The organism is Phenylobacterium sp. (assembly GCF_004297125.1).
Classification (GTDB): Bacteria; Pseudomonadota; Alphaproteobacteria; order Caulobacterales; family Caulobacteraceae; genus Phenylobacterium.
In genome coordinates this window covers 229,951-254,500 of record NZ_SCVD01000001.1, presented here as the reverse complement: position 1 = coordinate 254,500, position 24,550 = coordinate 229,951, and the positions used below count along the sequence as shown (strand labels likewise).

The 24,550-nt window shown below is 69.3% G+C and carries 23 protein-coding genes; 16 read left to right on the top strand and 7 right to left on the bottom strand.

Going from position 1 to position 24,550, the window contains the following annotated elements; all coding sequences use genetic code 11:
- Positions 1-79: 79 nt before the first annotated feature.
- The 3 genes from EPO51_RS01235 to EPO51_RS01225 all read right to left on the bottom strand — a co-directional run bounded on the left by EPO51_RS01235 (position 80) and on the right by EPO51_RS01225 (position 2,866).
- Positions 80-1,009 (bottom strand): fumarylacetoacetate hydrolase family protein, encoded by a 930-nt coding sequence (locus EPO51_RS01235; RefSeq protein ID WP_293345125.1) that lies wholly within the window; start codon positions 1,007-1,009, stop codon positions 80-82.
- Between the two features lie 47 nt (positions 1,010-1,056).
- Positions 1,057-2,064 carry an MBL fold metallo-hydrolase gene (locus EPO51_RS01230; RefSeq protein WP_293345123.1) on the bottom strand — a complete coding sequence of 336 codons (1,008 nt, stop codon included), beginning with the start codon at positions 2,062-2,064 and terminating at the stop codon, positions 1,057-1,059.
- A 133-nt stretch (positions 2,065-2,197) separates the two neighbouring features.
- Positions 2,198-2,866: a TetR/AcrR family transcriptional regulator gene (locus EPO51_RS01225; protein ID WP_293345121.1), complete on the bottom strand. Its 669-nt coding sequence runs from the start codon at positions 2,864-2,866 to the stop codon at positions 2,198-2,200.
- 243 nt (positions 2,867-3,109) lie between these two features.
- Between EPO51_RS01225 and EPO51_RS01220 the strand changes: the two genes are divergently transcribed.
- Entirely contained in the window at positions 3,110-4,444 is a 1,335-nt protein-coding gene (locus tag EPO51_RS01220; RefSeq protein WP_293345119.1) for a dicarboxylate/amino acid:cation symporter, read from the top strand.
- Between the two features lie 198 nt (positions 4,445-4,642).
- Positions 4,643-6,394: an adenylate/guanylate cyclase domain-containing protein gene (locus EPO51_RS01215; RefSeq protein ID WP_293345117.1), complete on the top strand. Its 1,752-nt coding sequence runs from the start codon at positions 4,643-4,645 to the stop codon at positions 6,392-6,394.
- Here EPO51_RS01215 and EPO51_RS01210 read toward each other — a convergent pair.
- A complete protein-coding gene (locus EPO51_RS01210) occupies positions 6,391-8,352 on the bottom strand; it encodes a tetratricopeptide repeat protein (protein WP_293345115.1) in 1,962 nt (653 codons plus the stop codon). The genes EPO51_RS01215 and EPO51_RS01210 overlap by 4 nt on opposite strands.
- A 3-nt stretch (positions 8,353-8,355) precedes the next feature.
- On the bottom strand, positions 8,356-9,450 hold the full coding sequence (locus EPO51_RS01205; RefSeq protein ID WP_293345113.1) for a PEPxxWA-CTERM sorting domain-containing protein: 1,095 nt from the start codon (positions 9,448-9,450) through the stop codon (positions 8,356-8,358).
- Between the two features lie 408 nt (positions 9,451-9,858).
- Between EPO51_RS01205 and EPO51_RS01200 the strand changes: the two genes are divergently transcribed.
- The 13 genes from EPO51_RS01200 to EPO51_RS01140 all read left to right on the top strand — a co-directional run bounded on the left by EPO51_RS01200 (position 9,859) and on the right by EPO51_RS01140 (position 20,438).
- Positions 9,859-10,434 carry a helix-turn-helix domain-containing protein gene (locus tag EPO51_RS01200; RefSeq protein WP_293345111.1) on the top strand — a complete coding sequence of 192 codons (576 nt, stop codon included), beginning with the start codon at positions 9,859-9,861 and terminating at the stop codon, positions 10,432-10,434.
- A 410-nt stretch (positions 10,435-10,844) separates the two neighbouring features.
- The gene (locus tag EPO51_RS01195) at positions 10,845-12,764 is read left to right on the top strand and encodes a methyl-accepting chemotaxis protein (RefSeq protein ID WP_293345109.1); all 1,920 of its coding nucleotides are present in this window, start codon (positions 10,845-10,847) and stop codon (positions 12,762-12,764) included.
- Between the two features lie 2 nt (positions 12,765-12,766).
- Positions 12,767-13,057: an STAS domain-containing protein gene (locus tag EPO51_RS01190; RefSeq protein ID WP_293345107.1), complete on the top strand. Its 291-nt coding sequence runs from the start codon at positions 12,767-12,769 to the stop codon at positions 13,055-13,057.
- Between the two features lie 4 nt (positions 13,058-13,061).
- Positions 13,062-13,427 (top strand): response regulator, encoded by a 366-nt coding sequence (locus EPO51_RS01185; RefSeq protein ID WP_293345105.1) that lies wholly within the window; start codon positions 13,062-13,064, stop codon positions 13,425-13,427.
- A gap of 41 nt (positions 13,428-13,468) precedes the next feature.
- Positions 13,469-15,667 (top strand): chemotaxis protein CheA, encoded by a 2,199-nt coding sequence (locus EPO51_RS01180; protein ID WP_293345103.1) that lies wholly within the window; start codon positions 13,469-13,471, stop codon positions 15,665-15,667.
- A gap of 2 nt (positions 15,668-15,669) precedes the next feature.
- Positions 15,670-16,146, top strand: a complete 477-nt coding sequence (locus EPO51_RS01175; RefSeq protein ID WP_293345101.1) for a chemotaxis protein CheW — start codon at positions 15,670-15,672, stop codon at positions 16,144-16,146.
- A gap of 41 nt (positions 16,147-16,187) precedes the next feature.
- Positions 16,188-17,030 carry a CheR family methyltransferase gene (locus tag EPO51_RS01170; protein WP_293345099.1) on the top strand — a complete coding sequence of 281 codons (843 nt, stop codon included), beginning with the start codon at positions 16,188-16,190 and terminating at the stop codon, positions 17,028-17,030.
- Positions 17,027-18,046 (top strand): protein-glutamate methylesterase/protein-glutamine glutaminase, encoded by a 1,020-nt coding sequence (locus EPO51_RS01165; protein ID WP_293345097.1) that lies wholly within the window; start codon positions 17,027-17,029, stop codon positions 18,044-18,046. The genes EPO51_RS01170 and EPO51_RS01165 overlap by 4 nt, the downstream gene beginning before the upstream one ends.
- A gap of 1 nt (position 18,047) precedes the next feature.
- Positions 18,048-18,437 carry a response regulator gene (locus EPO51_RS01160; protein WP_293345095.1) on the top strand — a complete coding sequence of 130 codons (390 nt, stop codon included), beginning with the start codon at positions 18,048-18,050 and terminating at the stop codon, positions 18,435-18,437.
- 8 nt (positions 18,438-18,445) lie between these two features.
- The gene (locus EPO51_RS01155) at positions 18,446-18,997 is read left to right on the top strand and encodes a chemotaxis protein CheD (RefSeq protein ID WP_293345508.1); all 552 of its coding nucleotides are present in this window, start codon (positions 18,446-18,448) and stop codon (positions 18,995-18,997) included.
- Entirely contained in the window at positions 18,997-19,359 is a 363-nt protein-coding gene (locus tag EPO51_RS01150) for a hypothetical protein (protein ID WP_293345093.1), read from the top strand. Before EPO51_RS01155 ends, EPO51_RS01150 begins: the two co-directional genes overlap by 1 nt.
- A 3-nt stretch (positions 19,360-19,362) precedes the next feature.
- A complete protein-coding gene (locus EPO51_RS01145) occupies positions 19,363-19,965 on the top strand; it encodes a response regulator (protein WP_293345091.1) in 603 nt (200 codons plus the stop codon).
- Positions 19,962-20,438 (top strand): hypothetical protein, encoded by a 477-nt coding sequence (locus tag EPO51_RS01140; RefSeq protein WP_293345089.1) that lies wholly within the window; start codon positions 19,962-19,964, stop codon positions 20,436-20,438. Before EPO51_RS01145 ends, EPO51_RS01140 begins: the two co-directional genes overlap by 4 nt.
- 29 nt (positions 20,439-20,467) lie before the next feature.
- Here the strand turns inward: EPO51_RS01140 and EPO51_RS01135 are convergent, their stop codons facing one another.
- Positions 20,468-20,830: a hypothetical protein gene (locus EPO51_RS01135; RefSeq protein ID WP_293345087.1), complete on the bottom strand. Its 363-nt coding sequence runs from the start codon at positions 20,828-20,830 to the stop codon at positions 20,468-20,470.
- Positions 20,831-21,229: 399 nt separating this feature from the next.
- The gene (locus EPO51_RS01130; protein ID WP_293345085.1) at positions 21,230-23,041 is read right to left on the bottom strand and encodes a methyl-accepting chemotaxis protein; all 1,812 of its coding nucleotides are present in this window, start codon (positions 23,039-23,041) and stop codon (positions 21,230-21,232) included.
- A 304-nt stretch (positions 23,042-23,345) separates the two neighbouring features.
- Here EPO51_RS01130 and EPO51_RS01125 point away from each other — a divergent pair, with 304 nt between their 5' ends.
- On the top strand, positions 23,346-24,536 hold the full coding sequence (locus tag EPO51_RS01125) for a carbohydrate porin (protein ID WP_293345083.1): 1,191 nt from the start codon (positions 23,346-23,348) through the stop codon (positions 24,534-24,536).
- The last annotated feature ends 14 nt before the right edge of the window (positions 24,537-24,550 follow it).

Here is a 24,550-nt window from a genome sequence, read left to right as displayed (position 1 = left end):
TTTTCAGAATGATGGAGCGGTTCGGCGCCGCAAGCCGGAACTATGGACAACTGTCCAGGTCCTGGCCCGAAGCCCTGGGTCAGCTTTGGAAGACGATACGGTTACGCAGCCGCCCGAGCCCGGTTACTTCGAGTTCCAGGAGGTCGCCGTCCTCCAGCAGCCGGCCGGTCTCCAGGCCGCAGCCGCCGCCCACCGTGCCCGAGCCGAAGAATTCGCCGGCGTGGCGGGTCTCGTCCTGGGTGGAATGGGCGATGATCTGCGGAAAGCTCCACATCATGTCGGCGCTCGTCCCCGAGGAGACCCGCTCGCCGTTGATGTAGACCGACATGGTGAGGTTGGACGGATCGACCGCGTCGGCGGTGACCAGGTAGGGCCCCATGACGTTGCCGGTGTCGAAGTCCTTGCCCTTGGACGGGCCCAGCATGCCGCGCATCTCGCTCATCTGCTGGTCGCGGGCGCTGACGTCGTTGAAGATGCAGTAGCCGAAGATCGCCTTCTCGGCCTCCTCGACCGTGGCGTTCTTGACTGACTTCCCGAGGAAGACGCCGAACTCCATCTCGTAGTCCAGCTTGGTGGTGTAGCGCGGCCGGATCACGTCCTGGTCCGTGCCGATCACGCTGAACCGGTTGCATTTGTAGTAGACCGGCAGCTCCTTGTAGACGTCCGGGATCTTGTCGGTGACGGGGATCACCGGCGGACCGCCCCGCACCAGGTGGCCGTTCCGCGCCGATTGGACCAGGTGCTTCTCGAAGCACAGGCAGTCGAACATCTGCCGCGGCTCCGGCACCGGCGCGAGAAGCCGGACGGACGCCATCTCCACGACCGAGGCCGGCTTGGCCTCCAGCGCGCGGGCCGCGTCCAGCGCCGGCCCGCCGCCGTCGATCAGGGCCAGCATGTCCCGGAAATGCGCGGTGTCGCTGGCCGCGGTGAAGTCGCTGATGGTGGTGTCGCCCGGCAGCACCGCGCCGATGTGGCGCGCGCCTCCGGTCTCGAACGTGACGAGTTTCATGGCTCAGGCCCCCTAAAGCCCGCTGGAAATCCGCTGGTGCGGAAGGTTCAGTGCTTGTGGTTCGGATCGGTGCAGTCGCAGGCGACCGAGGCGGCGCTCGACTTTCGGCGGGCGTAGTAGCGGGCCATCCCGGCCCAGATCTCGCCGAACTCCACGTTCGGACGCTGGCCGCTGAACTCGCCATAGAGCGTCATCATGTTGGGCACCATGCGCTCGGAGTCGCCCCAGTGTGCGTACGGCCCCAGGTCGATGTCGTTGGCCGCCTCCTCGAAGCTCATGCCCGCGTCGTAACGCTGGCGGCCCTCGCGTTCGATCCACTCGAGGTAGCCGCGGAACTCGCGCACGGCGGCCTTGTCGCTGATCGGGCCGTGGCCGGGCACGACGGTCTCGACGTTGGAGGCCAGGATCAGGTCGCAGGCCTTCACCCAGTTCTTCACCGGGCCGGCCCAGATGGCCGGATGGCCGCCCACGAACAGGATATCGCCGGTGTAGACCACCTTGTCGTCCGGCACGAAGGCCAGGACGTCGGAGGCGGTATGGGCCGGCCCCACGTCCACGAGATGGACGGTCTTGGAGCCCACCTTGAGATCGAGGCTGCCCTCGAAGGTGTCGGTGGCTGGCGGCAGGTCGATGCCGCGGAATTCGAACGGCGCGAAGATCTCGCGCATGAACCGGCCGGCCTCGCCGTCGTAGGTCTCGGCCTCGGTCATCATCTCCAGAATGCGGTTGGCGTCCTCGTGCTCCATCGCCTCACCCACCGACTTGGTGGTGACGATCCGGGCGCCTTTCACCAGCTGGTTGCCGAAGGTGTGGTCCCCATTGGCGTGGGTGTTGACCACGGTCTCGATCTCGCGGGCCGCCGGGCTGGCGTCGCGCATGGCGTCCAGCATCTCGCGGGTCAATTTCAGGTCGAACAGGGTGTCGACGAGAAGGCTCTCGCCGCCGTCGGTGACCAGGCCCGCGTTGCTCCAGCCCCAGCCGCCGTCGGGCAGCAGATAGGCCCAGCAGCCGTTGCCCAGCTCGTGCAGACCCTTGGTGTATTGCCACTTGGCCATGCGTTTCCTCGCCTCGTGCGGATCTCTGTTGCTGGCCTGCGCAGTGGCAGGCCGGACCCGTCGATGAGAGGCTGGCAGGGGCGGCGGGATCGGTCGAGCCGATCCTATGGACGCGTGTCCAGCGATTGGAGCTTCAGGCCGCCGAGGTCTCCTGGGCGGCGAGGCGGCGGCGCTCGATCAGGGCGTGGATGCCCGCGCAGCCGAACGTCACGATGTCGCCGGTGATCCCATCCACCGTGCGCTGGATGTCCTGCCCGAGAAGCTGGTCGTAGCGGTGGTCGACGAGCTGCCACGAGTAGATCGCGCCGACCACGAAGGAGAACGCCCAGACGATGTCCTGCCGGACAAGCGACGGGCACGCGAGCTGGATGGCGTCGATCCAACGCACCACGGAGCGGTCGGCGACCTCCAGGAATGAGGGGCTTTCCTGCGCGCGGCGGTCGGAGACCCGGCCCCGGATGATGAAGATCCGCTCCTGGTCGTGCTCGGACGCGCCCAGCATGCGGCGCACCACCGGCCTGGCCAGGGCATGGATCAGGTCGGCCAGCTCGGGCGGCCGGGCGCCGGCCTTGGCCAGGGCCTCGGACAGCAGCGCGCTGCGCTCGTCGTCGATCTCACCCCAGGATTTTCGCTCGATGGCCGTATAGAGCTCGGCCTTGGAGCCGAAGTACATGTGGATGGTGCTGAGCGGCACGCCGGCGTTGGCCGCGATGTCTCGCAGCGAGGCGCCTTCGTAGCCATAGCGCGAGAAACAGTGGATCGCGCTTTCCATCAGCGCGTCGATCGTGTCGGCTTTCGACATCCGGCGCTGCCCTCCCTGTCCTAGGAATGAGACCAGGCGCGGCCGTTCGCAAGCCGTCGCCGGCGCGACACCGGCCGGCGACGACCAAGAGATATGCAGATTTCCTCTTAGCTCATCACGGGACCGGAAAGCGCTAAGCACCCCAGTTTCCCTGAAAGCGACCCCAGACTTTCGATCGGGCGGAAGGGGGCGCTCGTCACTACCTTATGCGTGGGCTCGCAGGCTGCGGGCGAAGGCGTTTCCATGGCTTCCCAGAAGAGCTCCCGCTTCATCAGCGCCTTCGGCGTGCAGGTGCTTGCGGCGATGGTCGTCGGCCTGGCGCTCGGGTTCGCCGCCCGCCAGCTTGGCGTCGAGGCCGGCCAGCCGGGCCACGGCCTGGCCGAGACCCTGCGGATCGTAGGCTCCTCGTTCGTCCAGCTGCTGAAGGCGCTGGTGCCGCCGCTGGTGTTCACCGCCATCGTGGCCAGCATCGCCAACCTGGCCCAGCTCCAGAACGCCGCCGGCCTGGTCTGGCGCACCCTGCTGTGGTTCGCCATCACGGCCCTCATCGCTGTTGCGATCGGTATCGCGCTGGGCCTCGGCCTGCAGCCCGGCCTGCATGCGGGAGCCATCGCCGAAGCCGCCAAGGCGCCCAGCGCCACGGGCTCGTGGCTCGACTTCCTGACCGGACTGATCCCGGCGAACTTCCTCGGACTGACCGCCTCCACCAAGCTGGCGGACGGTTCCGCCACGACCAGCGTCTCGTTCAACGTGCTGCAGATCCTCGTGATCTCGCTGGTCGTGGGCGCCGCGGCGCTGAAGGCCGGTGAGGCGGGCAAGCCGTTCCTGGCGTTCAACGCCTCGGCCCTGGTGGTGATCCGCAAGGTGCTGTGGTGGGTGATCCGGCTGACGCCCATCGGCACCATCGGGCTGCTGGGCACGGCCGTGGCCAAGTACGGCTGGGACGCCCTGGGCCAGCTCGGCCAGTTCGCGCTGGCCGTCTACATCGGTCTCTTCCTGGTGCTGCTGGTGGTCTATCCCGCGCTGCTGGCGGCGCATGGCCTGAGCCCGGCGCGGTTCTTCCGTTCGGCCTGGCCCGCGATCCAACTGGGCTTCGTCTCGCGCTCGTCCATCGGGACCCTGCCGGTGACCGAGCAGGTGACCGAGGTCGGGCTGGGGGTGCCGCGGGCCTATTCCGCCTTCGCCGTGCCCCTGGGCGCGACTACGAAGATGGACGGTTGCGCGGCGATCTATCCGGCGATCGCGGCGATCTTCGTGGCCCAGTTCTACGGCGTGCCCCTGCACCTGTCGGACTATCTCCTGATCGTCTTCGTCTCGGTGATCGGATCGGCCGCCACGGCGGGCCTCACGGGCGCCACCGTGATGCTGACCCTGACGCTGTCGACGCTGGGTCTGCCGCTGGAAGGCGTGGGCCTGCTGCTGGCCATCGACCCGATCCTGGACATGGGTCGCACGGCCGTGAACGTGGCGGGCCAGGCGCTGGTCCCCACCCTGGTCGCCAAGCAGCAGGGCATCCTGGACGAGGAGGTTTACGATGGGCGGCGCGCGCCCGACCTCGCGGAGGCGCAAGCGGCCTGAGGCCCGTGCAGGCCAACCCCAGATCGCGGCGGCGCCACCGTTCCGCGAGCCCTCCTGATGGACGGGGTCACAATGTCGCTATAGCGTCACCCGCGCAGGGAACGACGGGGGTTGCTCGCGGGTGCGGGGTTCTACGCTTGAAGGGCAGACGTTGAGCTGCGCGCCGGCCGGGTCGATCGCGGCCCCGGGCGGACCCGCGTGAGTTTGCCGCCCACCCCGGAGAAGCGGGCGGCCTCGGTCCGCGCCGCGCTGGCGCGGGGCGACCTGCTGGGGGCCTACGATGAGGTCGTGCGCCGCGGCGACATCGCCGACCCCGGCCTGAACTACCTCGAAGTGCTGACCCTGGCCCGGCTTGGCGACACCGATCGCGGCCTCAAGCTCTATGACGACTACCGGCTGGAGGAGATGGGCGGCGTCGATCCCCTGTCGCTCAAGGCGCGCCTGCTCAAGGATCAGGCCTTCGCGGGCCGCACGCCCAGCCGTGAGCGGCTGCTGGAAGCGTGCCTGCTGTACGCCAGGATCCACCGCACCACGAAGTCCAGCTACCCGGCCATCAATGCGGCGACCCTGGCCAGGATCGCGGGCCGTCCGCGCCTGGCCCGGTTCCTGGCCCGCCACGTGGTCGACGAGACCGCGCCCGAGCGCCGGTCCGGCTATTTCTCCCTGGCGACCCTGGCCGAGGCCCTGGCGGTTCTGGGCGACGTGGACGGCGCGCGCGACGCCCTGATCCGCGCCATGCAGGCGCCCGACGCCGACGTCGGCGCGCGCTCCACCACCGTGCTCCAGCTCCAGCGGCTGATCGCGGCCCAGGGCGACGACCACGGGATGGAGAGTCTGCTTGAGCTGATCCAGCCACCCAAGGTGGCCATGTTCTGCGGCAACATCTTCGTGGGCGATCCCGAGCTGGAAGCCGGGCTGGCGGACAAGATGCGCGAGGTGATCGCCCGGGAGGACGTGGGCTTCGCCTATGGCGCGCTCGCGGCCGGCAGCGACATCCTGATCGCCGAGCTGCTGCTGGAGAAGGGCGCGGAGGTCCACGTGGTGCTGCCCTTCGCCGAGCCCGACTTCCTGGAGCAGTCCGTCGCCCCGTCCGGAGAGTCCTGGGTCGCCCGCTACCACGCGATCAAGGCGCGGGCCGCCTCGATCACCTTCGCCAGCAACATGAGCTACATGGGCGAGATGGAGCAGTTCGCCTACGGCTCCAAAGTCACCATGGGCATGGCGCGGCTGCGCGCCCGCCAGCTCCACGCCGAGGCGATCCAGCTGGTGATCGTCGAGCAGCGCGGCGACCGCACGCTCAGCGGCTCGGATGTCACCGCCTGGCGCGCCACGGGCGGCCGGGCCGAGGTGGTGATCGCCCCGGCCCTCACCCGGCCGGTCATGCCCCCGCCGCCGCCCAAGTCGGATGTGGAGCGCGGGACCTACGGCCTGATGTTCACCGACTACCCCGGCTTCTCGAAGCTGGACGAGCGGGCCCTGCCGCTGTTCTGGGAGGACGTCATGGTCCGGGCGGCCCGGACGCTCGAAGGCCACGGCGACGTGATCCGGCAGGGCAACACCTGGGGCGACGCGATCTTCGCGGTCTTCCAGGACGCGCCCACCGCGGCGGCGGCCGCGCTGGACCTCTGCGAGGAGCTGAAGAAGGTCGACTGCAAGGCGCTGGGCGTGCGCGAAGGCACGGCCATGCGGATCGCCCTGCACTATGGCCCCACCTATTCCGGCTACGACCCGGTGACGAAGCGCACGACCTACTACGGCAGCGAGGTGTCGCGGGCGGCGCGGATCGAGCCGGTGACGCCCTCTGGCGCGGTGTACGTGACCGAGCCCTTCGCCGCCGTGCTGGAGATGCAAGGCGACCACCCCTTCGACTGCAACTATGTGGGCAAGATCGCCCTGCCCAAGAGCTACGGCGTCTATCCGCTCTACAGGCTCACTCGCCGCTCCGATTAGCGCCCCGCGGCGACCCGGGTCGGCCTGGCCGGGGCGATGGCGCGGCATTCGGCGGCCATCTGCCTGGTGAAGCTGGCGTCGGGGCCGAGCGTATCGACGAGGATGGTCATGCCGGCCGCGCAGTCCGAGCGCGCTTCGGCCATGCGGCCCGCCTTCGCCAGCACCTTGGCCCGGTTGACCAGCAGGTCCCCGTGGTTCGGATGGACCTTGCCGTAGCTGGCGTCGTAGTTGCGCTTGGCGTCGTCCAGGGTGGCCAGCGCCGCGCTGGTCGCGCCCCGCTGGGATTCGATCAGCCCCAGGTACACCTCGGCGATGCCGATCAGGTAGTGCGGCCCATCGAAGGCGTTGCGGTAGATGGCGACCGCCTCGCGCAGCGACCGCTCCGCTTCGGCGTACTGGCCCAGGCCCTGTTGGATCTGCCCCTGCATCGACAGCGTGTCGCCCAGGATCGGGTTGTCCGCGTCCAGCACCGCCCGCTCGATGCGCAGGGCATTGGCGATCCGCGCCCGCGCCTTCGGCAGGTCGCCGGCGTTGAACGAATTCTGGGCCAGGGCGAACCAGGCCTTGCCGGTGGAGAGGTGGCTCGGGCCCAGCTCCTTCTGGCAAAGCGCGAGCGCCTCGGACAGGGACGCTTCGGCGGCGGCGTACTGGCCGTCATCGGACAGCAGCAGGCCGCGGTTGTTCAAGACGGTGGCCAGCGCGCCCTCGGGCGCGTCGTCGGCGGCGCGGTAGTAGGCCAGGGCCCGGTCGAAGGCCGAGACCCCTTCCTTCACCTTGGAGGCCGACGTCAGGATGCGGCCTTCGGTGAGCGCCACCTTGGCCCGAAGGCTGGCGTTCGCGCGGGGATTGGTCCCCAGCAGGCTCTCGGCGTGGCGCACGGCGCCCAGCCCCTTCTCCAGCGAGCCCTGGTTGGCGTAGGTGGTCGCCAGCACCAGCATCGCCTCGGCGCCGTCCGGGCCGGCCTTGTTGATGTCGGGCATCGCGGATTCGAAGGCGCTCTGCGCCTCGCCCAGCAGGCCCAGGTTGTTGTAGGCCCTGCCCAGGGTGGCCAGCAGCCGCGCCTGGATCGCGGGCTGGTCGGCCAGTTCGCGCCGCGCCCGGTCGGCGCTGCGTCCGAGGATGGTGAGGGCGGTGATGGTGCGCGGGTTCTCGGTCGCCGGGTTCGACAGCTCGAAGGTGCCGACCAGGTAGTCGGATGCGGCGCGGGCGGCCGCGGCTTCGTGCTGGGCGATGGTCCGCTGCTTGTTGGCCTCGATGCGCAGCGAGTTGGCGTAGAAGGCCAGGCCGCCCGTGACCACCATGCCCACCATCGCCCCGGTGGCGATCGCGGTCATCTGGGCGATCCGGCGCTGGGTCTCGCGCTGGACCAGTTCGTCCAGTTTCAGGCCCGTCAGGCCTGCGATCAGCTTCTGGGTGGCCAGCCTGGGGCCGTCCGCCTCGCGGCGGACGTCGGCGGCGATCGGTTCGGCGGGCACGTCCGAGAGCTGGCCGTCGGCGCCGATGCGGAAGCGCAGCGCCACCGGGAAGCACTCGCGGTGGTCCATGCCCGGGATGTCGGAGGCATGCGGCTCGCCGTCGGCCACCAGCGCCAGCACCCGGCTGTCGCCATGCACTCGCTTGAACTGGAGGATCTCCTCGTTGACCCACCGCGACCGGGCTGCCGCCGGCGAGCAGATCACCACCAGGAACTGCGACTGGCGCAGGGCCGCGCTCAGCTCCGCGGTGAGGTCGCCCGAGGCGGGAAGTTCTTCGCGGTCGCGGAAGATGGGCCGCAGGCGGCGCGGGACCTTGCCCACGCCGGTGACCCGACCGACCAGCTTCGAGGGGATCCGATAGGATTCCACGTCGCGGTGCAGCCGCTGCGCGATATCCTTGTCCCTGTGGCTGTAGCTGATGAACGCCCGATACGCGAAGGCTCCGTCCTGTCGGTCGTGAGGTTCCGCGTTATCTGGCGTCATACCTTAGCTGTACGACAGCACCCGCCGGCGCCGCAACGCCGCTCCCAACATGCCGAAGCCGAGGATCATGCTGATCCAGGTGGCGGGCTCGGGCACCGCGCCGCCGCTGAAGGTCGCGTCGATCAGTTCGAAGCGGTCCACGTCCACCGGATCGAACACGATGCCGGTGATCGTGTTGGGCCCGACGTCGAACGTGGAGACGTCGCTCGCGGCAAAGCTGGCGAAGCTGATGCCGCCGCCGCGCCCGATGGGATCGCCGAAGCCCGAATAGGCGACCAGGCAGGTCACCTCGTCAAGGCAGTCCGCCGTGGTCCAGCTGGTGACGGTGGTGCGATAGTAGATCGTCTGCGATCCGCCTGGCCCGATGAGGGCGTTCAGGTCGAAATCGATGTCCGTCGAGTCCCACGCAAAGGCGTAGGCCACGTCGTTGTCGTAGGCCGACGTGAAACCGTTCAGGACGCTGGTGGGGTCGAGCACGGGGCCTAAGCCGTTGGTCAGGCCGTAGTCCCGGCTCAGGACGCCGCCCTCACCGAAGCTGAGGCTCATGTAGCCGCTCAGCGTGTAGAGGGTCTGATCATTGCTGACGACGGTGAAGTCGAAGCTGGAGTAGGCGAATATGCCCTCGCCGACGCTCGGCCACAGGTCCTGCAGCGTGGCGAAGTCGTTCTGGCCGTAGCCCGTGTAGATGTTGCTGCCCTCGGCGTTGCCGGTGCGGTCCTGCATGTAGAAGCCCATGCCCGCCGGGATGATGGTGGACCCGAACTGCTCGACCGACAGGATCTGGTTTGTACTGTTGTTGTTGATCGTGATGTCGAGGCCGGAGTTCGAGGTGGCGGAGGCAAGCGCCCCGGAGACCGCAACCCCGCTTTCGAAGCTGGCGTGGCCGGGGGTTATCTTGACCTTGGTCTCGGCGCTGCCGCCGTAACCGACCTCAAGGGCGTTCTCGGTATCGACGATATAGCCGTTGGGACCGCTGACATTCCAATCGGCGGACGTGATCGATCCCGATTTCACGCCGGTGATGTCCATGCTCTGGGCCTGAACGGACGTGCCCGCGAACAGGGCGCCACAGGCGATCGCATACGCTAGGCTGCGCATCAGCCCCCCCTAGATTGAGATTAACGACAGTCCGGCGAACGCAGAACCGCCTTAAGTCACCTTTTACCCTATCACACGGATGCAAGGGGGCGACCGGGTTCTTGTGTGAGTTGAAAAGCGGAATCGAAGTTGCTCGCCCGATGGGTCAGTACACTTGCCGGATCGCGGCCTTACTGGGCGTTTTCGATGCGCTGGGCATTGTGAAGTCTCGCAAACTGGCGATATTTCTGCCGGGCGGGCGCCGCCAATGGCGTTGACGGACGCCTCGCCTCGCTCGCCTCACAGGCGAATTCTCGCACGCCCCAATTTGGGCACGTCGGCCTCACGGCCGGCGTGCCGCCCTGTCGTGAATCACCCTAGACTCTTCACTTAGACGCAAGAGGGGAATGTCGAGTCATGCGCTCCCGCATGTCAGACCGGACCGGCGCGGCGATCCGCAAGCTCCGGCTTTCGCGCGGCTGGAGTCTGGCGGCGCTGAGCGAGGAGAGCGGGGTGCCGATCTCCACCCTGTCACGCGTGGAACTGGGCCAGAACGCACTGAACTACGAGAAACTGATGCGCCTTTGCCGGGCGCTCGAGGTCGACCTCGAGGGCCTCGTCACCCGCGAGGCCGAAACCACCCCGGCCGCATCGGGCCGCCGTTCGGTGATCCGGGCGGGCGAAGGTCCCCCGACCCGGGTCGCGGGTAACACCGGCCGCCGGACGGCTTCCGACCTGCTCTCCAAGAGTTTCTCGCCCATCGTGATCGACGTCACCGCCCGTGACCTCCAGGCCCACGGCCCGCTGGCCGTCCACGCGGGCGAAGCCTACGTCCTGGTCATGGACGGCCAGGTCGAATTCCACAGCCATTTGTACGCCCCCCTGCCCATGGGCGCCGGGGACGGCGTCTACTTCGACGCCTCCGCCGGCTATGCGCTCATCGCACCGGGCTTGCCGGCCAGGGTTCTGCTGGTGGCCGCCGGCGAAACCACCTTCGGCTCCTAGGCGAAGACCGGCTTCCGGCCGGGGTCCGCAGAGCATACGGCAGGTATTGCGACGTCTTGCCGCAGGGTTTTACCTGCGTCTCAATTCCCATTCCTGCGTGGGAATTCCCACAGTTTACCAATAATCAAACCGAACTTGGGATTGTCCGTTTCGGCGGGGCCAGATCGGCGTCGTCAGGCCCTCACGGCAACGGCGAGAATCCCATGCGGTCGTTTCAGTCCCCCTACTGCCGACACCCGCAATCTCGCCGGACGTCCGCGCACCCCCGGACGTCGTGAGGGCTGACCGCTACGCCGCCGCCCCGTGAGCGGCCGGCGGGACGCCTCCCGAGCCTCCCCAGGCTCCGGACGCGGCGCCCCGCCGGCCGCCTCATTCGCCCCTGCCCCGCCAGAACAGCACCCGAGACCCCGATGACCCTCCTGAACAATCTCAACATCTCCAAGAAGCTCATGGTGGGCTTCGCGGTCGTGGTGACCGTCGTCGCCATCATGTGCGCGGCGGTGTTCGCCAGCCTGATGAGCATCAAGTCGGCCGTCGCGGACAATGACTCGAGCGTCGCCCAACTCAAGCTCGCCGACGAGGTGCTGATGGCGCGCGTTGAACGCCAGAACGCCATCCGCGGCCTGGTCGCCAGCGGGGACCCCGAGTTCCTGAAGAAGATCAGCAGCGCCCAAGAGAAGTACAAGGTCGCGATCGGCGATCTGGAGAAGACCGCCTCCGAGGACGCCAAGCTGATCGACGCGATCAAGCAGGCCGTCGCCAAGGTCGAGGCCGAGGAAGCCCCGCTGATCGCGGCCGGCCAGGATCCGACCCAGCAGGCCGTGGCCATGATGCAGCTCGGCACCGCCGGCCGCCTAGAGGCCACGCGCGCCGCGCTGAAGACTTTCACCGACCAGGAGGCGGCGCTGTCGAAGCAGCGCTCCGCCGCCCAAGGTTCCGCCCAGGCCTTCGCCGTCACCCTGCTGGCCGTGGGCAGCCTGCTGGCCATCGCCCTGTCCGTCGTGATGGGGGCCCTGCTCACCGCCGCCATCGCCAAGCCGGTCGCTTCCATGACCGCCGCCATGGCCAAGCTGGCCTCGGGCGACCACAACGTCGACGTGCCGGCCCAGGGCCGCAAGGACGAGGTGGGCCGCATGGCCGACGCCGTCCAGCACTTCAAGGACGCCGCCCTCGAGAAAAGGCGGCTGGAAGGCGAAGCCGGCGAGCAGCGCCGGCTGACCGACCAGGAGCGGGCCGACCGCGAACGGGAGAAGGCCGCGGAGGCCGAGCAGGACGCCGTGGCGATCGGCGCCCTCGGCGAGGCGCTGGGCAAGCTGGCCGCCGGCGACCTGACCCACCGGATCACCGTCGCCTTCGCGCCCAAGGCCGAACAGCTGAAGACCGACTTCAACGCCGCGGCCGCCACGCTGCAGGACACCATGCGCGAAGTGGCCACCAACGCCACGGCCGTGCGGTCCGGCGCCGGTGAGATCAGCCAGGCGTCCGACGACCTGTCGCGCCGCACGGAGCAGCAGGCCGCCAGCCTGGAGGAAACCGCCGCCGCCCTGGACGAGATCACCGCCACGGTGCGCAAGACCGCCGAAGGCGCCGCCCAGAGCCGCGAGGCCGTGGGCTCCGCCAAGGCCGACGCCGAGCGTTCGGGCGTGGTCGTCCGCGACGCGGTCGCCGCCATGAGCGAGATCGAGAGCTCGGCCCAGCAGATCGGCAATATCATCGGCGTGATCGACGAGATCGCCTTCCAGACCAACCTGCTGGCCCTGAACGCCGGCGTCGAAGCGGCTCGGGCCGGGGACGCGGGCAAGGGCTTCGCGGTCGTCGCCTCGGAAGTTCGAGCCCTGGCGCAGCGCTCGGCCGAGGCCGCCAAGGAGATCAAGGCGCTCATCTCGGCGTCCTCGCAGCAGGTCGACCGCGGCGTCGGCCTGGTCGGCGAGACCGGCAAGGTGCTGGAGCGGATCCTGACCCAGGTGACGTCGATCAACGGCGCCGTCACTGAGATCGCCGCCTCGGCCCAGGAACAGGCCACCGGCCTGCAGCAGGTGAACACCGCCATCAACCAGATGGATCAGGTCACGCAGCAGAACGCGGCCATGGTCGAGCAGGCCACGGCCGCCAGCCACGCCCTGTCCGGTGAGAGCGAGGCCCTCTCGCGCCTGATCTCGCGCTTCGAACTGGGCGGGACCGCGGTCCAGGCCGCGCCGGCCCCGCGCCGCGCCGCGCCGGCCCCGCAACAACAACGCGCCCCGGTTCCGGCCATGAAGACCACCGGCCGCGGGGGCGCCGCTCCGAAGCCGGCCTTCGAGGCCGAAGAAGACGCATGGGACGAGTTCTGAACATGAGCGAACACACCCTCATCCTGGGCGACAGCCTGGAAATGACCGCCGCCGGCCCGCTGCACAAGGCGCTGCTGGCCCGGCGCGGCCAGCCCGTCACCCTCGATGGATCGCAGGTGCGTCGGATCGGTGGCCAGTGTCTCCAGGTGCTGCTGTCGGCCCAGGCGACCTGGGCGGCGGACGGCGCGGCGTTCCAGATCACCGACCCCTCCCCCGAGTTCGCTGACGGCCTTGCCCTGATGGGAGCTTCCCACCTGGCGCCGACCGCCGCCCTTTCCCTCGTTCAGGACTGAACCCATGAGCATGACTGTCCTCACCGTCGATGACTCCCGGACAATGCGCGAAATGCTGCGTCTGGCTCTCGCCGACGCCGGCTTCCGCGTCGTCCAGGCCGAAGACGGCATCCACGGGCTGGAGGTTCTCCAGGCGGAGAGCCCGCAGGTCATCGTCACCGACATCAACATGCCGCGCATGGATGGTTTCGGCTTCATCGAAGAGGTCCGCGGCGACCAGCGCTACCGGGGGATCCCGATCCTGGTGCTGACCACCGAGAGCGACGCCGAGAAGAAGAACCGGGCGCGCATGGCCGGCGCCACGGGCTGGATCGTGAAGCCGTTCAACCCGGTCAAGCTGGTGGACGCCATCCGCCGCGTCGCCGCCTGATCCATCCGAACCCCTCGAACCAAGAATAGGAAACCACGCCAGTGGACGCCCTAGCCGCCATCCGGGACGTGTTCTTCCAAGAGTGCGAGGAACAGCTCGCGGAGCTCGAATCCGGACTCCTCGCCATGGAAGGCGGAGATACGGATCCCGAGACCATCAACGCCGTCTTCCGGGCGGTGCATTCGATCAAGGGCGGCGCCGGGGCTTTCAGCCTGGAGGCGCTGATCCGGTTCGCGCACGTCTTCGAGACGGCGCTGGACGAGATGCGCTCCGGGCGTCTGGCTCCGTCCAGCGACGTGCTCAAGACCATGCTGCGGGCGGCCGACGTGCTTGCCGACCTGGTGCGCGCGGCGCGCGTCGACGAGGACGGCCAGCACCCCCACGCCGCCACCCTGGCCGAAGAGCTGAAGGCGATGAGCGGCGCGGCGGGGGAAGCCGACGAGACGGAGGAAGACTGGGGCGATTTCGAGTTCCAGCCGATGGCCGCCGCCATGGATGCGCCCGAGGCGCCCGCCGGCCCGACCGGCTTCGTGGTGACCTTCAAGCCTCGCGCCGACCTCTACGCCAAGGCCAACGAGGCCGCGCTGCTGCTGCGCGAGCTTGGCCGCCTGGGCGCCGTCGAGGTGGAGCTGGACGCCCATGACGTGCCGCCCCTCCACGAGATGGATCCGGAAGCGGCCTACCTCGCCTGGACCATCACCGTCACCGGCGACGCCGACGAGGCCGCCATCCGTGAGGTCTTCGAATGGGTGGACGGCGACTGTGAGCTGAACATCCAGGCCATCGGCGGCGAGGCCGAGGGCGACGACGGCGCCGAAGCCGCGTTCGACCTGTCGGCGCTCCTGGCCCGCGTCCAGGGCGACGCCCCGGCCGAGGCCGCGCCGGAGCCCGAAGCGCCGATCGCCGCCGCCTTCGAGCCGATCCCCGAACCGCCTGTCGTCGCAGCCCCGGTCGTCGCTGCCGCCCCCGCCCCCCTCGCCCCTCCGGCCGCGGCCAACGAGCCCTCGCCCGATGGCCAGGCCGGCGGCGGCGCGCGCAAGGCCGAGGCCGCGGCGGGCGCCACGATCCGCGTGGACCTGGACCGCGTCGACCGCCTGATCGACCTGGTCGGCGAGTTGGTCATCAACCAGGCCGTGCTGGCCCAGCGCGTGATGGAAGCCGGCCTGGCCCGCGCTTCCGCCGTCGCCATGGGCCTGGACGAGCTTGAGCAGCTGACCCGCGAGATCCAGGACAGCGTCATGGCGATCCGGGCCCAGCCCGTGAAGTCGGTCTTCCAGCGGATGCCGCGCCTGGTGCGCGAAGTCGCCGCCATGACCGGCAAGCCCGTGCGCCTGGTCACCGAAGGCGAAGGCACCGAGGTCGACAAGACCGTCATCGAGCGCCTGGCCGACCCGCTGACCCACATGATCCGCAATGCGATCGACCACGGGCTGGAAAGCCCCGAGAAGCGCGCCGCGGCGGGCAAGCCGGCCGAGGGCGTCGTGCGCCTGTCGGCGGCCCACCGCTCCGGCCGGATCGTCATCGAGGTCGCCGACGACGGCGGCGGCATCAACCGCGAGCGGGTGAAGTCGATCGCCATCGAGAAGGGCCTGATCTCGGCCGAGGCCACGCTCTCGGACGAGGAGATCGACAACCTGATCTTCATGCCCGGCTTCTCCACCGCCAGCGAGGTCAGCGACATCTCCGGTCGCGGCGTCGGCATGGACGTGGTCCGCCGCTCCATCCAGGCGCTGGGCGGCCGCATCACCATCACCTCGCGCCCCGGCAAGGGCTCGATCTTCACCATGAGCCTGCCGCTGACCCTGGCGGTGCTCGACGGCATGGTGGTGTCGGTCCAGGGCCAGACCCTGGTCGCCCCGATCACCGCGATCGTCGAGACGCTGCAGCCCAAGGCCAGCGACGTCCACAGCCTGGGCGGCCACGCCCGGGTGATCTCGATCCGCGGCGGCTTCGTGCCGCTGATCGACGTGGGCATGGCGCTGGGCTACCGCCGCGAGCCGCTGCCTGCGACCCAGGGCGTCGCCCTGCTGATCGAAGGCGAAGGCGGGGCGCGCGCCGCGCTGCTGTGCGACGCCATCCAGGGCCAGCGCCAGGTGGTCATCAAGTCGCTCGAAGCCAACTACCGGCAAGTCCCCGGCGTCGCCGCCGCGACCATCCTCGGCGACGGTCGCGTGGCTCTCATCCTCGACATCGACACGATCGTCGCCGTTTCCCGCGGCGAAATGCGCAAGGCAGGCTGAACATGAACCAGATCGTTAGTCAGAGCGGCCAGCACGCTGGCGGCATGAAGGAGCTGATCTCCTTCCGGATCGGCGCCCAGGAGTTCTGCGTCGACATCATGGCCATCCGCGAGATCCGCGGCTGGACCGCAGCCACCGCGCTGCCGCAGTCCCCTTCGTTCGTGAAGGGCGTGATCAACCTTCGCGGCGCCGTGCTGCCGATCGTCGACCTGGCCTCGCGCCTGGGCTTCGAGAGCACCGAGGCCAGCGACCGCAACGTCATCATCGTCGCCCAGATCGGCGAGCAGGTCGTGGGCCTGCTGGTCGATGCGGTCAGCGACATCCTGACGATCACCGACGACATGATCCAGCCGACCCCGGACGTCGCGTCCGAGACGGCCAAGACCTTCGTCCGCGGCCTGATCCCCATGGAAGGCCGGATGATCAGCCTCATCGGGCTCGAGCGCGTGCTGCCCGACATGGAGCTCGAAGCCGCCTAATGAACGCCAGCGCGCCGACATCTACGCGCCAGGGCGCAAACATGGTCGATGGCGAATTCGCCTTCACCGAAGCCGATTTCCGCAGGATCTCGGCGATGGTGCATGGCGACGCCGGCATCCACCTGCCCGACGCCAAGGCGACGCTGGTCTATTCCCGGCTGGCGAAGCGCCTGCGCGCGCTGGGCCTCACCAGCTTCAAGGACTACTGCGCCCTGGTCTCGGCGGCCGAAGGCGTGGACGAACGGCAGAAGATGCTGGCGGCGCTGACCACCAACGTCACCCGCTTCTTCCGCGAACCGCACCATTTCGAGCACCTGAAGGACAAGGTCCTGCCGCCCCTGCTGGACGCCGCGCGTCGCGGCGGCAAGGTGCGCATCTGGTCGGCCGCCTGCTCCAGCGGCCAGGAGCCCTTCTCGATCGCCATGACGATCCTGTCGCTGATGCCGGAGGCTCCGGACCGCGACGTGAAGGTGCTGGCCACCGACATCGATCCGAACATGGTGGCGGAGGGCCGTTCGGGGACCTACGCCGACCACCTACTGGACGGGGTCCCGGAGAATTGCCGCAAGCGCTGGACCAGCCCGTCCGCCGACGGCCGGGTGAAGATGGCCGACGAGCTTCGCGCGCTGATCACCTTCAACGAACTGAACCTGATCGGCGACTGGCCGATGAAGGGCGCGTTCGACGCGATCTTCTGCCGCAACGTGGCGATCTACTTCGAGGACGACACCCAGGCCCGCCTGTGGAGCCGCTTTGCGCCCCTGAACAAGGTGGGCGGCGCCCTCTACATCGGCCACTCCGAACGGATCCAGGGCCCGGCGACCAGCCTCTACAAGCCCGATGGCGTGACCACCTATCGACGCATCGCCGAGGTCGCCCGATGATCCGCGTCCTCGTCGTCGACGATTCAAGCACCATGCGCCGGCTGATCAGTGCTTCGCTGTCGGCCGATCCGGACCTGGAGGTCGTCGGCGAAGCCGGCGATCCGCTGGAGGCCCGAGAGGCGATCAAGACGCTGAACCCCGATGTCATCACCCTGGACGTCGAGATGCCGAACATGAACGGCCTCGATTTCCTGGAACGCCTCATGCGGCTGCGGCCCATGCCGGTGGTGATGGTCTCCACCCTCACCGCCCGCGGGACGGAAGCCACGCTGACGGCGCTGGAACTGGGCGCGATCGACTGCGTCGAGAAGCCCGGCGGCTCCGATCCGGCTGGCTTCAGCCGCCTGGCCGAGAAGGTGAAGATCGCCGCCCGCGCCCGTGTGCGCCAGCGCGCCGTCCGCGCCGAGCCTCTCGCCGTGGACATCTTCACGCCCTCCGAGCGGATCGTGGCCATCGGTTCGTCCACCGGCGGCGTCGAGGCCCTGCTGACCATCGTCGAACGCCTGCCGGCCAACTGCGCGCCGACGGTGATCGCCCAGCACATGCCGGCGAGTTTCACCAAGAGCTTCGCCGAACGGCTGAACCGCACCTCCGCCGCCACGGTCTCGGAAGCCCGCGACGGCGACCCCCTGGTCCCCGGCCGGGTCTACGTGGCCCCGGGCGGCGATTTCCACCTGGAAGTCGAGGGCACGCGGCACCTGCGGTGCCGGGTCTCCCAGGGCGACCCCGTGAGCGGCCATTGCCCCTCGGTGGATGTACTGTTCTCGTCCGTGGCCCGCGCCGCGAAGGACCATGCCGTCGGCGTGATCCTGACCGGCATGGGTCGCGACGGTGCGCGTGGCCTGCTTTCCATGCGGGAAGCGGGCGCCCGGACGCTGGGCCAGGACGAGGCGACCTGCGTCGTCTACGGCATGCCCCGCGCCGCTTTCGAACTTGGCGCGGTCGAACGCCAGCTCCCCCTGGAAAAGCTGGGACCCGCCATCCGCAACCTCACGAACAAAGAAACGGAACGCTGACATGCCGGCGGCCTCCTCCATCCCCTGCCTCGTCGTCGACGACCAACAGACCATCCGTTCGCTGGTCCGCACGGGCCTGCAACAGCTTGGCTTCCGGACGATCCACGAAGCCGCCGACGGCGAGGACGGACTGCGTCACATGCTGTCGCGCCCGGTCCAGCTCGTGATCTCGGACTACAACATGCCGAAGCTGGACGGCCTGGGCCTGCTGCGCGCGATCCGCTCGCATCCGCCGATCCAGAAGACCGCCTTCATCATGCTAACGGGCCGGGCCGACAAGGAGCTGGTCCAGCGCGCGGTGCAGTTCGGGGTCAACAACTACCTCGTGAAGCCCTTCACCGTCGGCACCCTCAAGGAAAAGATCGAAGCGATCTTCGGCGCCCTCACGTGAATCTGGGCTTGGGCGGACACGACCACGCCTACGACGCGGAACCCCGCAAGATCCATGTGATCCAGGGGGAGTTCCATGTCGCCGAAGGCGACGACGTGGTGCTGACCACCATCCTGGGGTCGTGCGTCGCCGCGTGCATCCGTGATCCGATCACCGGCATCGGCGGGATGAACCACTTCCTGCTGCCCGGCGAGGCCGGCGACGAAGGCCTGCGCTACGGCGTCCAGTCGATGGAACTGCTGCTCAACGCCCTGCTTCGCAAGGGCTGCCGGCGCGACCGCCTGGAAGTGAAGCTGTTCGGCGGCGCGCACCTGTTCGACGGCCTGTCGGACGTCGGCGGCCAGAACTCCGCCTTCGCCGAGCGGTTCATCCGCGACGAGGGCCTGCGTCACGTCGGCGGCTCGCTGCGCGGCGACCGCGCCCGGCGCATCCAGTACTGGCCTTCGAGCGGCCGGGCCCGGCAGATCCTGCTGGCCCCCACCGAGGCCCGCGTCTTCGCGACCGAGCGCCGTCAACCGGCCGCGCCCGCCCAAGATTCCGGCGCCCTGGAGCTGTTCTGATGAGCTTACCCGCGGCGCACCGGCCCCTGGCCCAATCCCTGGACCTGGTGGCCCAGGAGGTCACCGACCTGGTCGCCATCGGCGACCAGCTCCAGGACCTCATCTCGCGCCTGGTGGTGACCGCGGCCGCCTCGGACCCGAACGCGATGATGGAGGCCCAGGCCGCCGACCTGCTCAGCCAGCGCCTCTCGGGCCTGGCGTCGTTCGTCCGCGCCCTGGCCGATGCGGCCCCGGCCGACGTCGGCGCCGACGTCGACAGCGCGCTCCGCCTCCTGACGCTCACCGAACAGGCGCGCCGCCTGTCCAGCCCCGGTTCTCCCCCCGCGGTCGACGCCGGGGAGGTCCTTACCTTCTGGGATTGAGCCGTGAGCCAGCCGCCCAGCAGATCCGAACGGGTCAACCTGTCGATGGCCGACGTCCTGCTGGCGTGCGGCGACCTCCAGGGGCTGAACATCATGTGCGAGATGTTCGCCGGCTTCGGCGTCCACTCGCCCCGCCGTTGCCAGACCCTCGTGGAATGCAAGGCCGTGGCCCAGGAACGGCCGATCAACCTGATCGTCATCGACAGCGCGCTGGCCGACGCCGAGGGCTATGAGTTCATCAGCTGGCTGCGGCGCGCGGAGCTCGACCCCAACAGTTTCGCGCCGGTGATCCTGGTGACCGGCCACACCAAGCCGTCGCAGGTCTTCCGCGGCCGCGACGCCGGCGCCAGCTTCGTGGTCGCCAAGCCGGCCGCGCCGATGGTGATGATGCAGCGGATCGTCTGGCTGATGAACGACCAGAGGAAGTTCGTCAGCTCCCCAGGATACTGTGGCCCGGACCGCCGCGTGAAAGCGCTCGGCCCGCCGGTCGGCATGAAGGGCCGTCGGCACGACGACCTTTCGGCCGATGTCGGCATCGCCAAGACCCCCAACCTCGAGCAGGACGAAATCGACGCCCTGTTCAGTCCGAAAGCTGTCTCCCTATGACCAGCAAAGCCCGCGTCTTCGCCGTCGAGAACAAGCTCGCCCAGATCACCCGCGAGCCCGGCGGCCGGACCATCGAGAACGCCGTGCGCGCCGCGGAGACCCGGGTCGAATCCACGCGCGGCGCCTCGATCTCGTCGCTCGTCGAGAAGGCCGAGCAGATGACGGTCCTTGCGGCCGAGGGACGGGCCAGCGGCGATCTCTCGGCGTTCGGCGCCATCTACGACGTCAGCAACGCCATCTTTGGCCTCGCCGGTTCGTTCGGCCTGAAGGCCCTGGCCGAGGCGGCGTTCAGCCTCTGCGACCTGGCCGACTGGTTCCGCGGCGGCGAGCCCGCGAACTGGCCGGCGATCGATGTGCATGTGGATGGGATCCGCCTGCTGGCGACCCTTGGCGACAAGGCCGGGGCGGCGGGCGCGGACTCGATCCTGGAGGGCCTGCGGCGCGTGCGGGCCCGGGTGCTGCCGGCGGCCTGAGCCGGCCGGCGTCCTTCAGGGATCCCGGTTCAGCCGCGCGCGAGGCTGGCGGTTTCGGCGGCTTCCAGGTCGCAGATGTCCGGCAGGGCGTCGGCCGCGGCGATCAACGCGAATTCCAGCGCGCCCATCATCTCGACCTGGTCCGGCGCATCCTGCATCCGGTCGCGGGCGCCCTCGATCAGTTCGACGACGCGCTCGGGCGCCGACTGCTGCAGCGCCTGCTCGATCTCGTGCTCAAGCGCCCGCTCGGCCGCCGCATTGAGGCTCGGAGACAAGGCCGCAAGGGTCTGCAGCAGCGTCCGGTTGAGCGCCAGCGACGCCTGCACGTCGGCGCTTAACGCCTTCAGGGCGCGGCGGGTGTCTTCGTCGGCGAAGGCGGCGATCTGGCTCAACACTGGGTCCCCTGCAGGTCGATGTCCAAGCGTTAGGGTTCCACAGTTAATGGCGCGATACCGTTGTGCGCTCGCGCTCTGCAGCCCCTCTCGGCACGCCGCCGCCGCCCCGGCGGCGTGCGCCGCCCCCTCCTCTACGCCGCGCTCCCGAGGAGGAATCGGACACCGCGATACACCATTGTTCTGGTTATGGAATTTCGTCGAACGTGTCCGCATCAACCCACCCGCTCGCGACCTGCGCAACGCCGGCCGCCGGCCTCGGCGGCCTGGCTCGCGCAGGCTTGCGGTAATTCGACGCACCGAGACTTCGTCGATGCTGCAGGGGCCCATTCGGCGCCCCAAAGTCGGCCCCGGCCGGAACCCGCGGGCTCCGGCCGGGAACGCGCGCGCCCGTGGGGCTCAGGCGGCGCGCGCCGACAGGACCTCTTCCGCCGGGGTGAGACGGAAGCGGCCGATCAGGCCCGCGAGGCTCTCGGCCTCGCGCGCCAGGCTGTGGCTTGCCGCGGTGGTCTCTTCGACCATGGCGGCGTTCTGCTGGGTCACCTGGTCCATCTGGTTGATGGCGGTGTTGACTTCGGAAAGGGCGACCGCCTGCTCGCGAGCCGAGGCGGCGATCTCGCTGACCAGGCCGTGCATCTCGGAAACCGTCGCGCGGATGGTCTCCAGCGCCTCACCCGTCTGGGTGACCAGTTCGACCCCGTCGCCCACCTGGCGGCCGGAGGCCAGGATCAGGCCCTTGATCTCCTTGGCCGCCTCGGCGGTCCTCTGCGCGAGCGCGCGGACTTCGGAGGCCACGACGGCGAATCCCTTGCCCGCCTCGCCGGCCCGGGCCGCCTCGACGCCGGCGTTCAGCGCCAGCAGATTGGTCTGGAAGGCGATCTCCTCGATCAGGCCGACGATATTGGAGATCTGGGCCGAGGACTTCTCGATCGCGCTCATGGCCTCGGTGGCCTTGCCGACCACGTCGCCCGAACGCTGCGCCTCGCCCCGGGCGGCATCGGCCACCTGGCGGGCCTTGCCGGCGCCCTCGGCCGAGCGGCGGACCGTGGCGGTGACCTCGTCGAGCGCCGCGGCGGTCTCCTCCAGGCTGGCGGCCTGCTGCTCGGTACGGCGCGACAGGTCGTCGGCCGCCTGGCTGATCTCGTCGGAGCCGGTGCGCATGCCGCGCGCCGAGGCGATGACCGACGACATCGTCTGGCCAAGCTTGTCGACGGCGGAATTGTAGTTGGCGCGCAGCTCCTCGTACTGGTCTGGGAAACGGGCGTCGAGGCGAGCGGCCAGGTCACCCTGGCTCAGCCTGGCGAGGGCCTGGGCCAGTGAGCTGACGACCCGCTCGCGGGCCGCCTCCTCCTTGGCGCGCCGCGCTTCGTTCAGGGTGCGCTCCTCGTCCATGGCGGCGCGGTTGTCGGCGGCCTCCAGCTCGGCCTGGCGTTCCGCCACCGCCTGCTTGAACGCGAACAGCGCTCGGGTCATCAGCCCGATCTCGTCCTTGCGGCCCGTGTGGGGCGGATCGACGGTCAGGTCGCCCTTGGACAGCCGGTCGAGTGCGCTGGTCACGTCGATCAGCGGCTTCACCAGGACGCGGCGGGCGGCCAGGACGATGACGCCGGTCACCGCGACGCCGACCAGGATCAGCACGCCCATCAGGATCTGCGCGGCGAGGGCGGCCGACTTGGCGGCGTCGGCCTCGGCCTTGGCGCTGGCTTCGATCTTGCCGGTGGCTTCCTCCATCGCGCCCTCGAGGGTCGTGAACTGCTGGAGGAAGGCGGGCATGGCGACGTTGGCCGCGGCGAGGTCGCGCTCGGCCAGGCCCACGATGTTCTCGGCGCCCGCAATGTAGTCGCCCAGCGGCGCCTCGACGGCCGCCAGGGCGGCGCGCGAGGCCGGGTCCGTGGCCAGGGCCTTGTTGCGCCGGATGTCGTCCCGGAAGCCCTTGGCATGTTCGTCCAGGTCGGCCTTGACCTCGGTGAAGGTCACGCCGCTGGCCGGGTCGGCGGCGCGCAGCGCCATCAGCACGTCGGCCCGCAGGGCGTCATGCATCATGTCGGAGTCCATGTGCAGCCGCACGACCTCGCTCGAGCGCATCGCGCGCGTCAGCGCGCCGCTGAGATGTGTCGCGGCCCAGAGGCCGGCCGCCGCGGTGGCGGAGGCCAGGACCAGCACGATAGCGCCGGCCGCGATGACCTTGCCGTTGATGGAGTCGAACTTCATGCGTCACCCGATTGTCGGGGGTGACAGTACGGGCAATGTATTTCGGCCCCGTAAATCATACCCCAGGTCGGAAGATCGCCCTCAAGACCTTGGCTCACTTGTTCGATACCTCCACATCCCGAATTTCCCCGTAATTCCCACATGCGACATAAGGTACCACAGGCATTGCTGGAGACTTGATATGATTTACGAGCGGTAAAGACTTCATCTTCACCTCAGCCATCGAATCAATTCCCATTTTTAACCGTGAATTAGTGGCCTTACGGCAGGTTCCCATCGTGAAACCCGTCGAGAGACCGCCTAGATGTCCTTCCCACCCAGGCCCGCGTGGCTGGCCGGCGCCTCCGCTGTGGCCTTCCTGGCCGTCGGTCCCGCCGCCGCCGGTGAGCCTGAACCCGCCCTCAGCGTCGCGGCCGTGTACACGGCCGACGTCAGTGGCGTGACCCGCGGCGTCCGCCCCCGGGCCGGCCGCTATCTGGACAACCTGGACCTGACCGCGGACCTCGACCTGGAGAAGGCGGTCGGCTGGCGCGGCGCGATGCTGCACGCCTATGCGCTGAACAATTCCGGCGGCGCGCCCAACGACGTCGCGGGGACCCTGCAGGGCGTCGACAACATCGAGGTCACGACCCCCCGCCTGCGGCTGTTCGAACTCTGGTTGGAGCAGGGTCTCGGCCCGGCGTCGGTCCGCACGGGTCTCTACAACCTGAACAGCGAGTTCTACGCCAACGAGTCGGCCGGCCTGCTGCTCAATCCGTCGTTCGGCATCGGCTCCGAGCTCGCGGCCACCGGTCCGAACGGACCGTCGATCTTCCCCTCCACCGCGCTCGGCCTCCGGGTGAACGTCGACCTGGGCGAAGGCCGCTACGCGCGCGCCGCCGTGCTTAACGCCAGGTCGGGCGTGCTCGGCGATCCCGGCGGCGTTGACTGGGAATTCGGCGACGGCGTGCTGACCGTCGCCGAAGCGGGCACGGAAGGACCGACCCGGGTCTCGGCCGGCGCCTGGCGCTACAGCCACCGGCAGGAGGATATCCGCGGCGTCGGGCCATCCGGCGAACCCGTCCGCCGGCGCGCCCAGGGCGCCTATGTGCTGGGCGAGCAGCGGATGTTCGGGTCCGAGGATGGGCCCGAGGGCCGCATCTTCCTGCGCGTCGGCGTCTCGGACGGCGCGACCACGCCCTTCCGCGGCGGCTGGCAGGCCGGCGTCCTGATCCGACGCCCCGTGGCGAGCCGGCCCGACAGCCAGCTTTCGTTCGGCCTGCAGCAAGGCGTGCTCGGCCGCAAGTTCCGCGACAACCTGCGCGACGCGGGCGGCCGTCCGGCCCGGGCGGAGTCCGGCGTCGAGCTGACCTATTCCGACAAGCTGACCCGACGCATCACCCTTCAACCCGACCTGCAGTGGATCCACCACGCGGGCGGCGATCGCCTGGCGAAGGACCGGGTCGTCGCAGCTCTGCGCCTCAAGATCGACCTGAGTCCCTCCCCCGCCGAATGATCGGACCCCCGCCC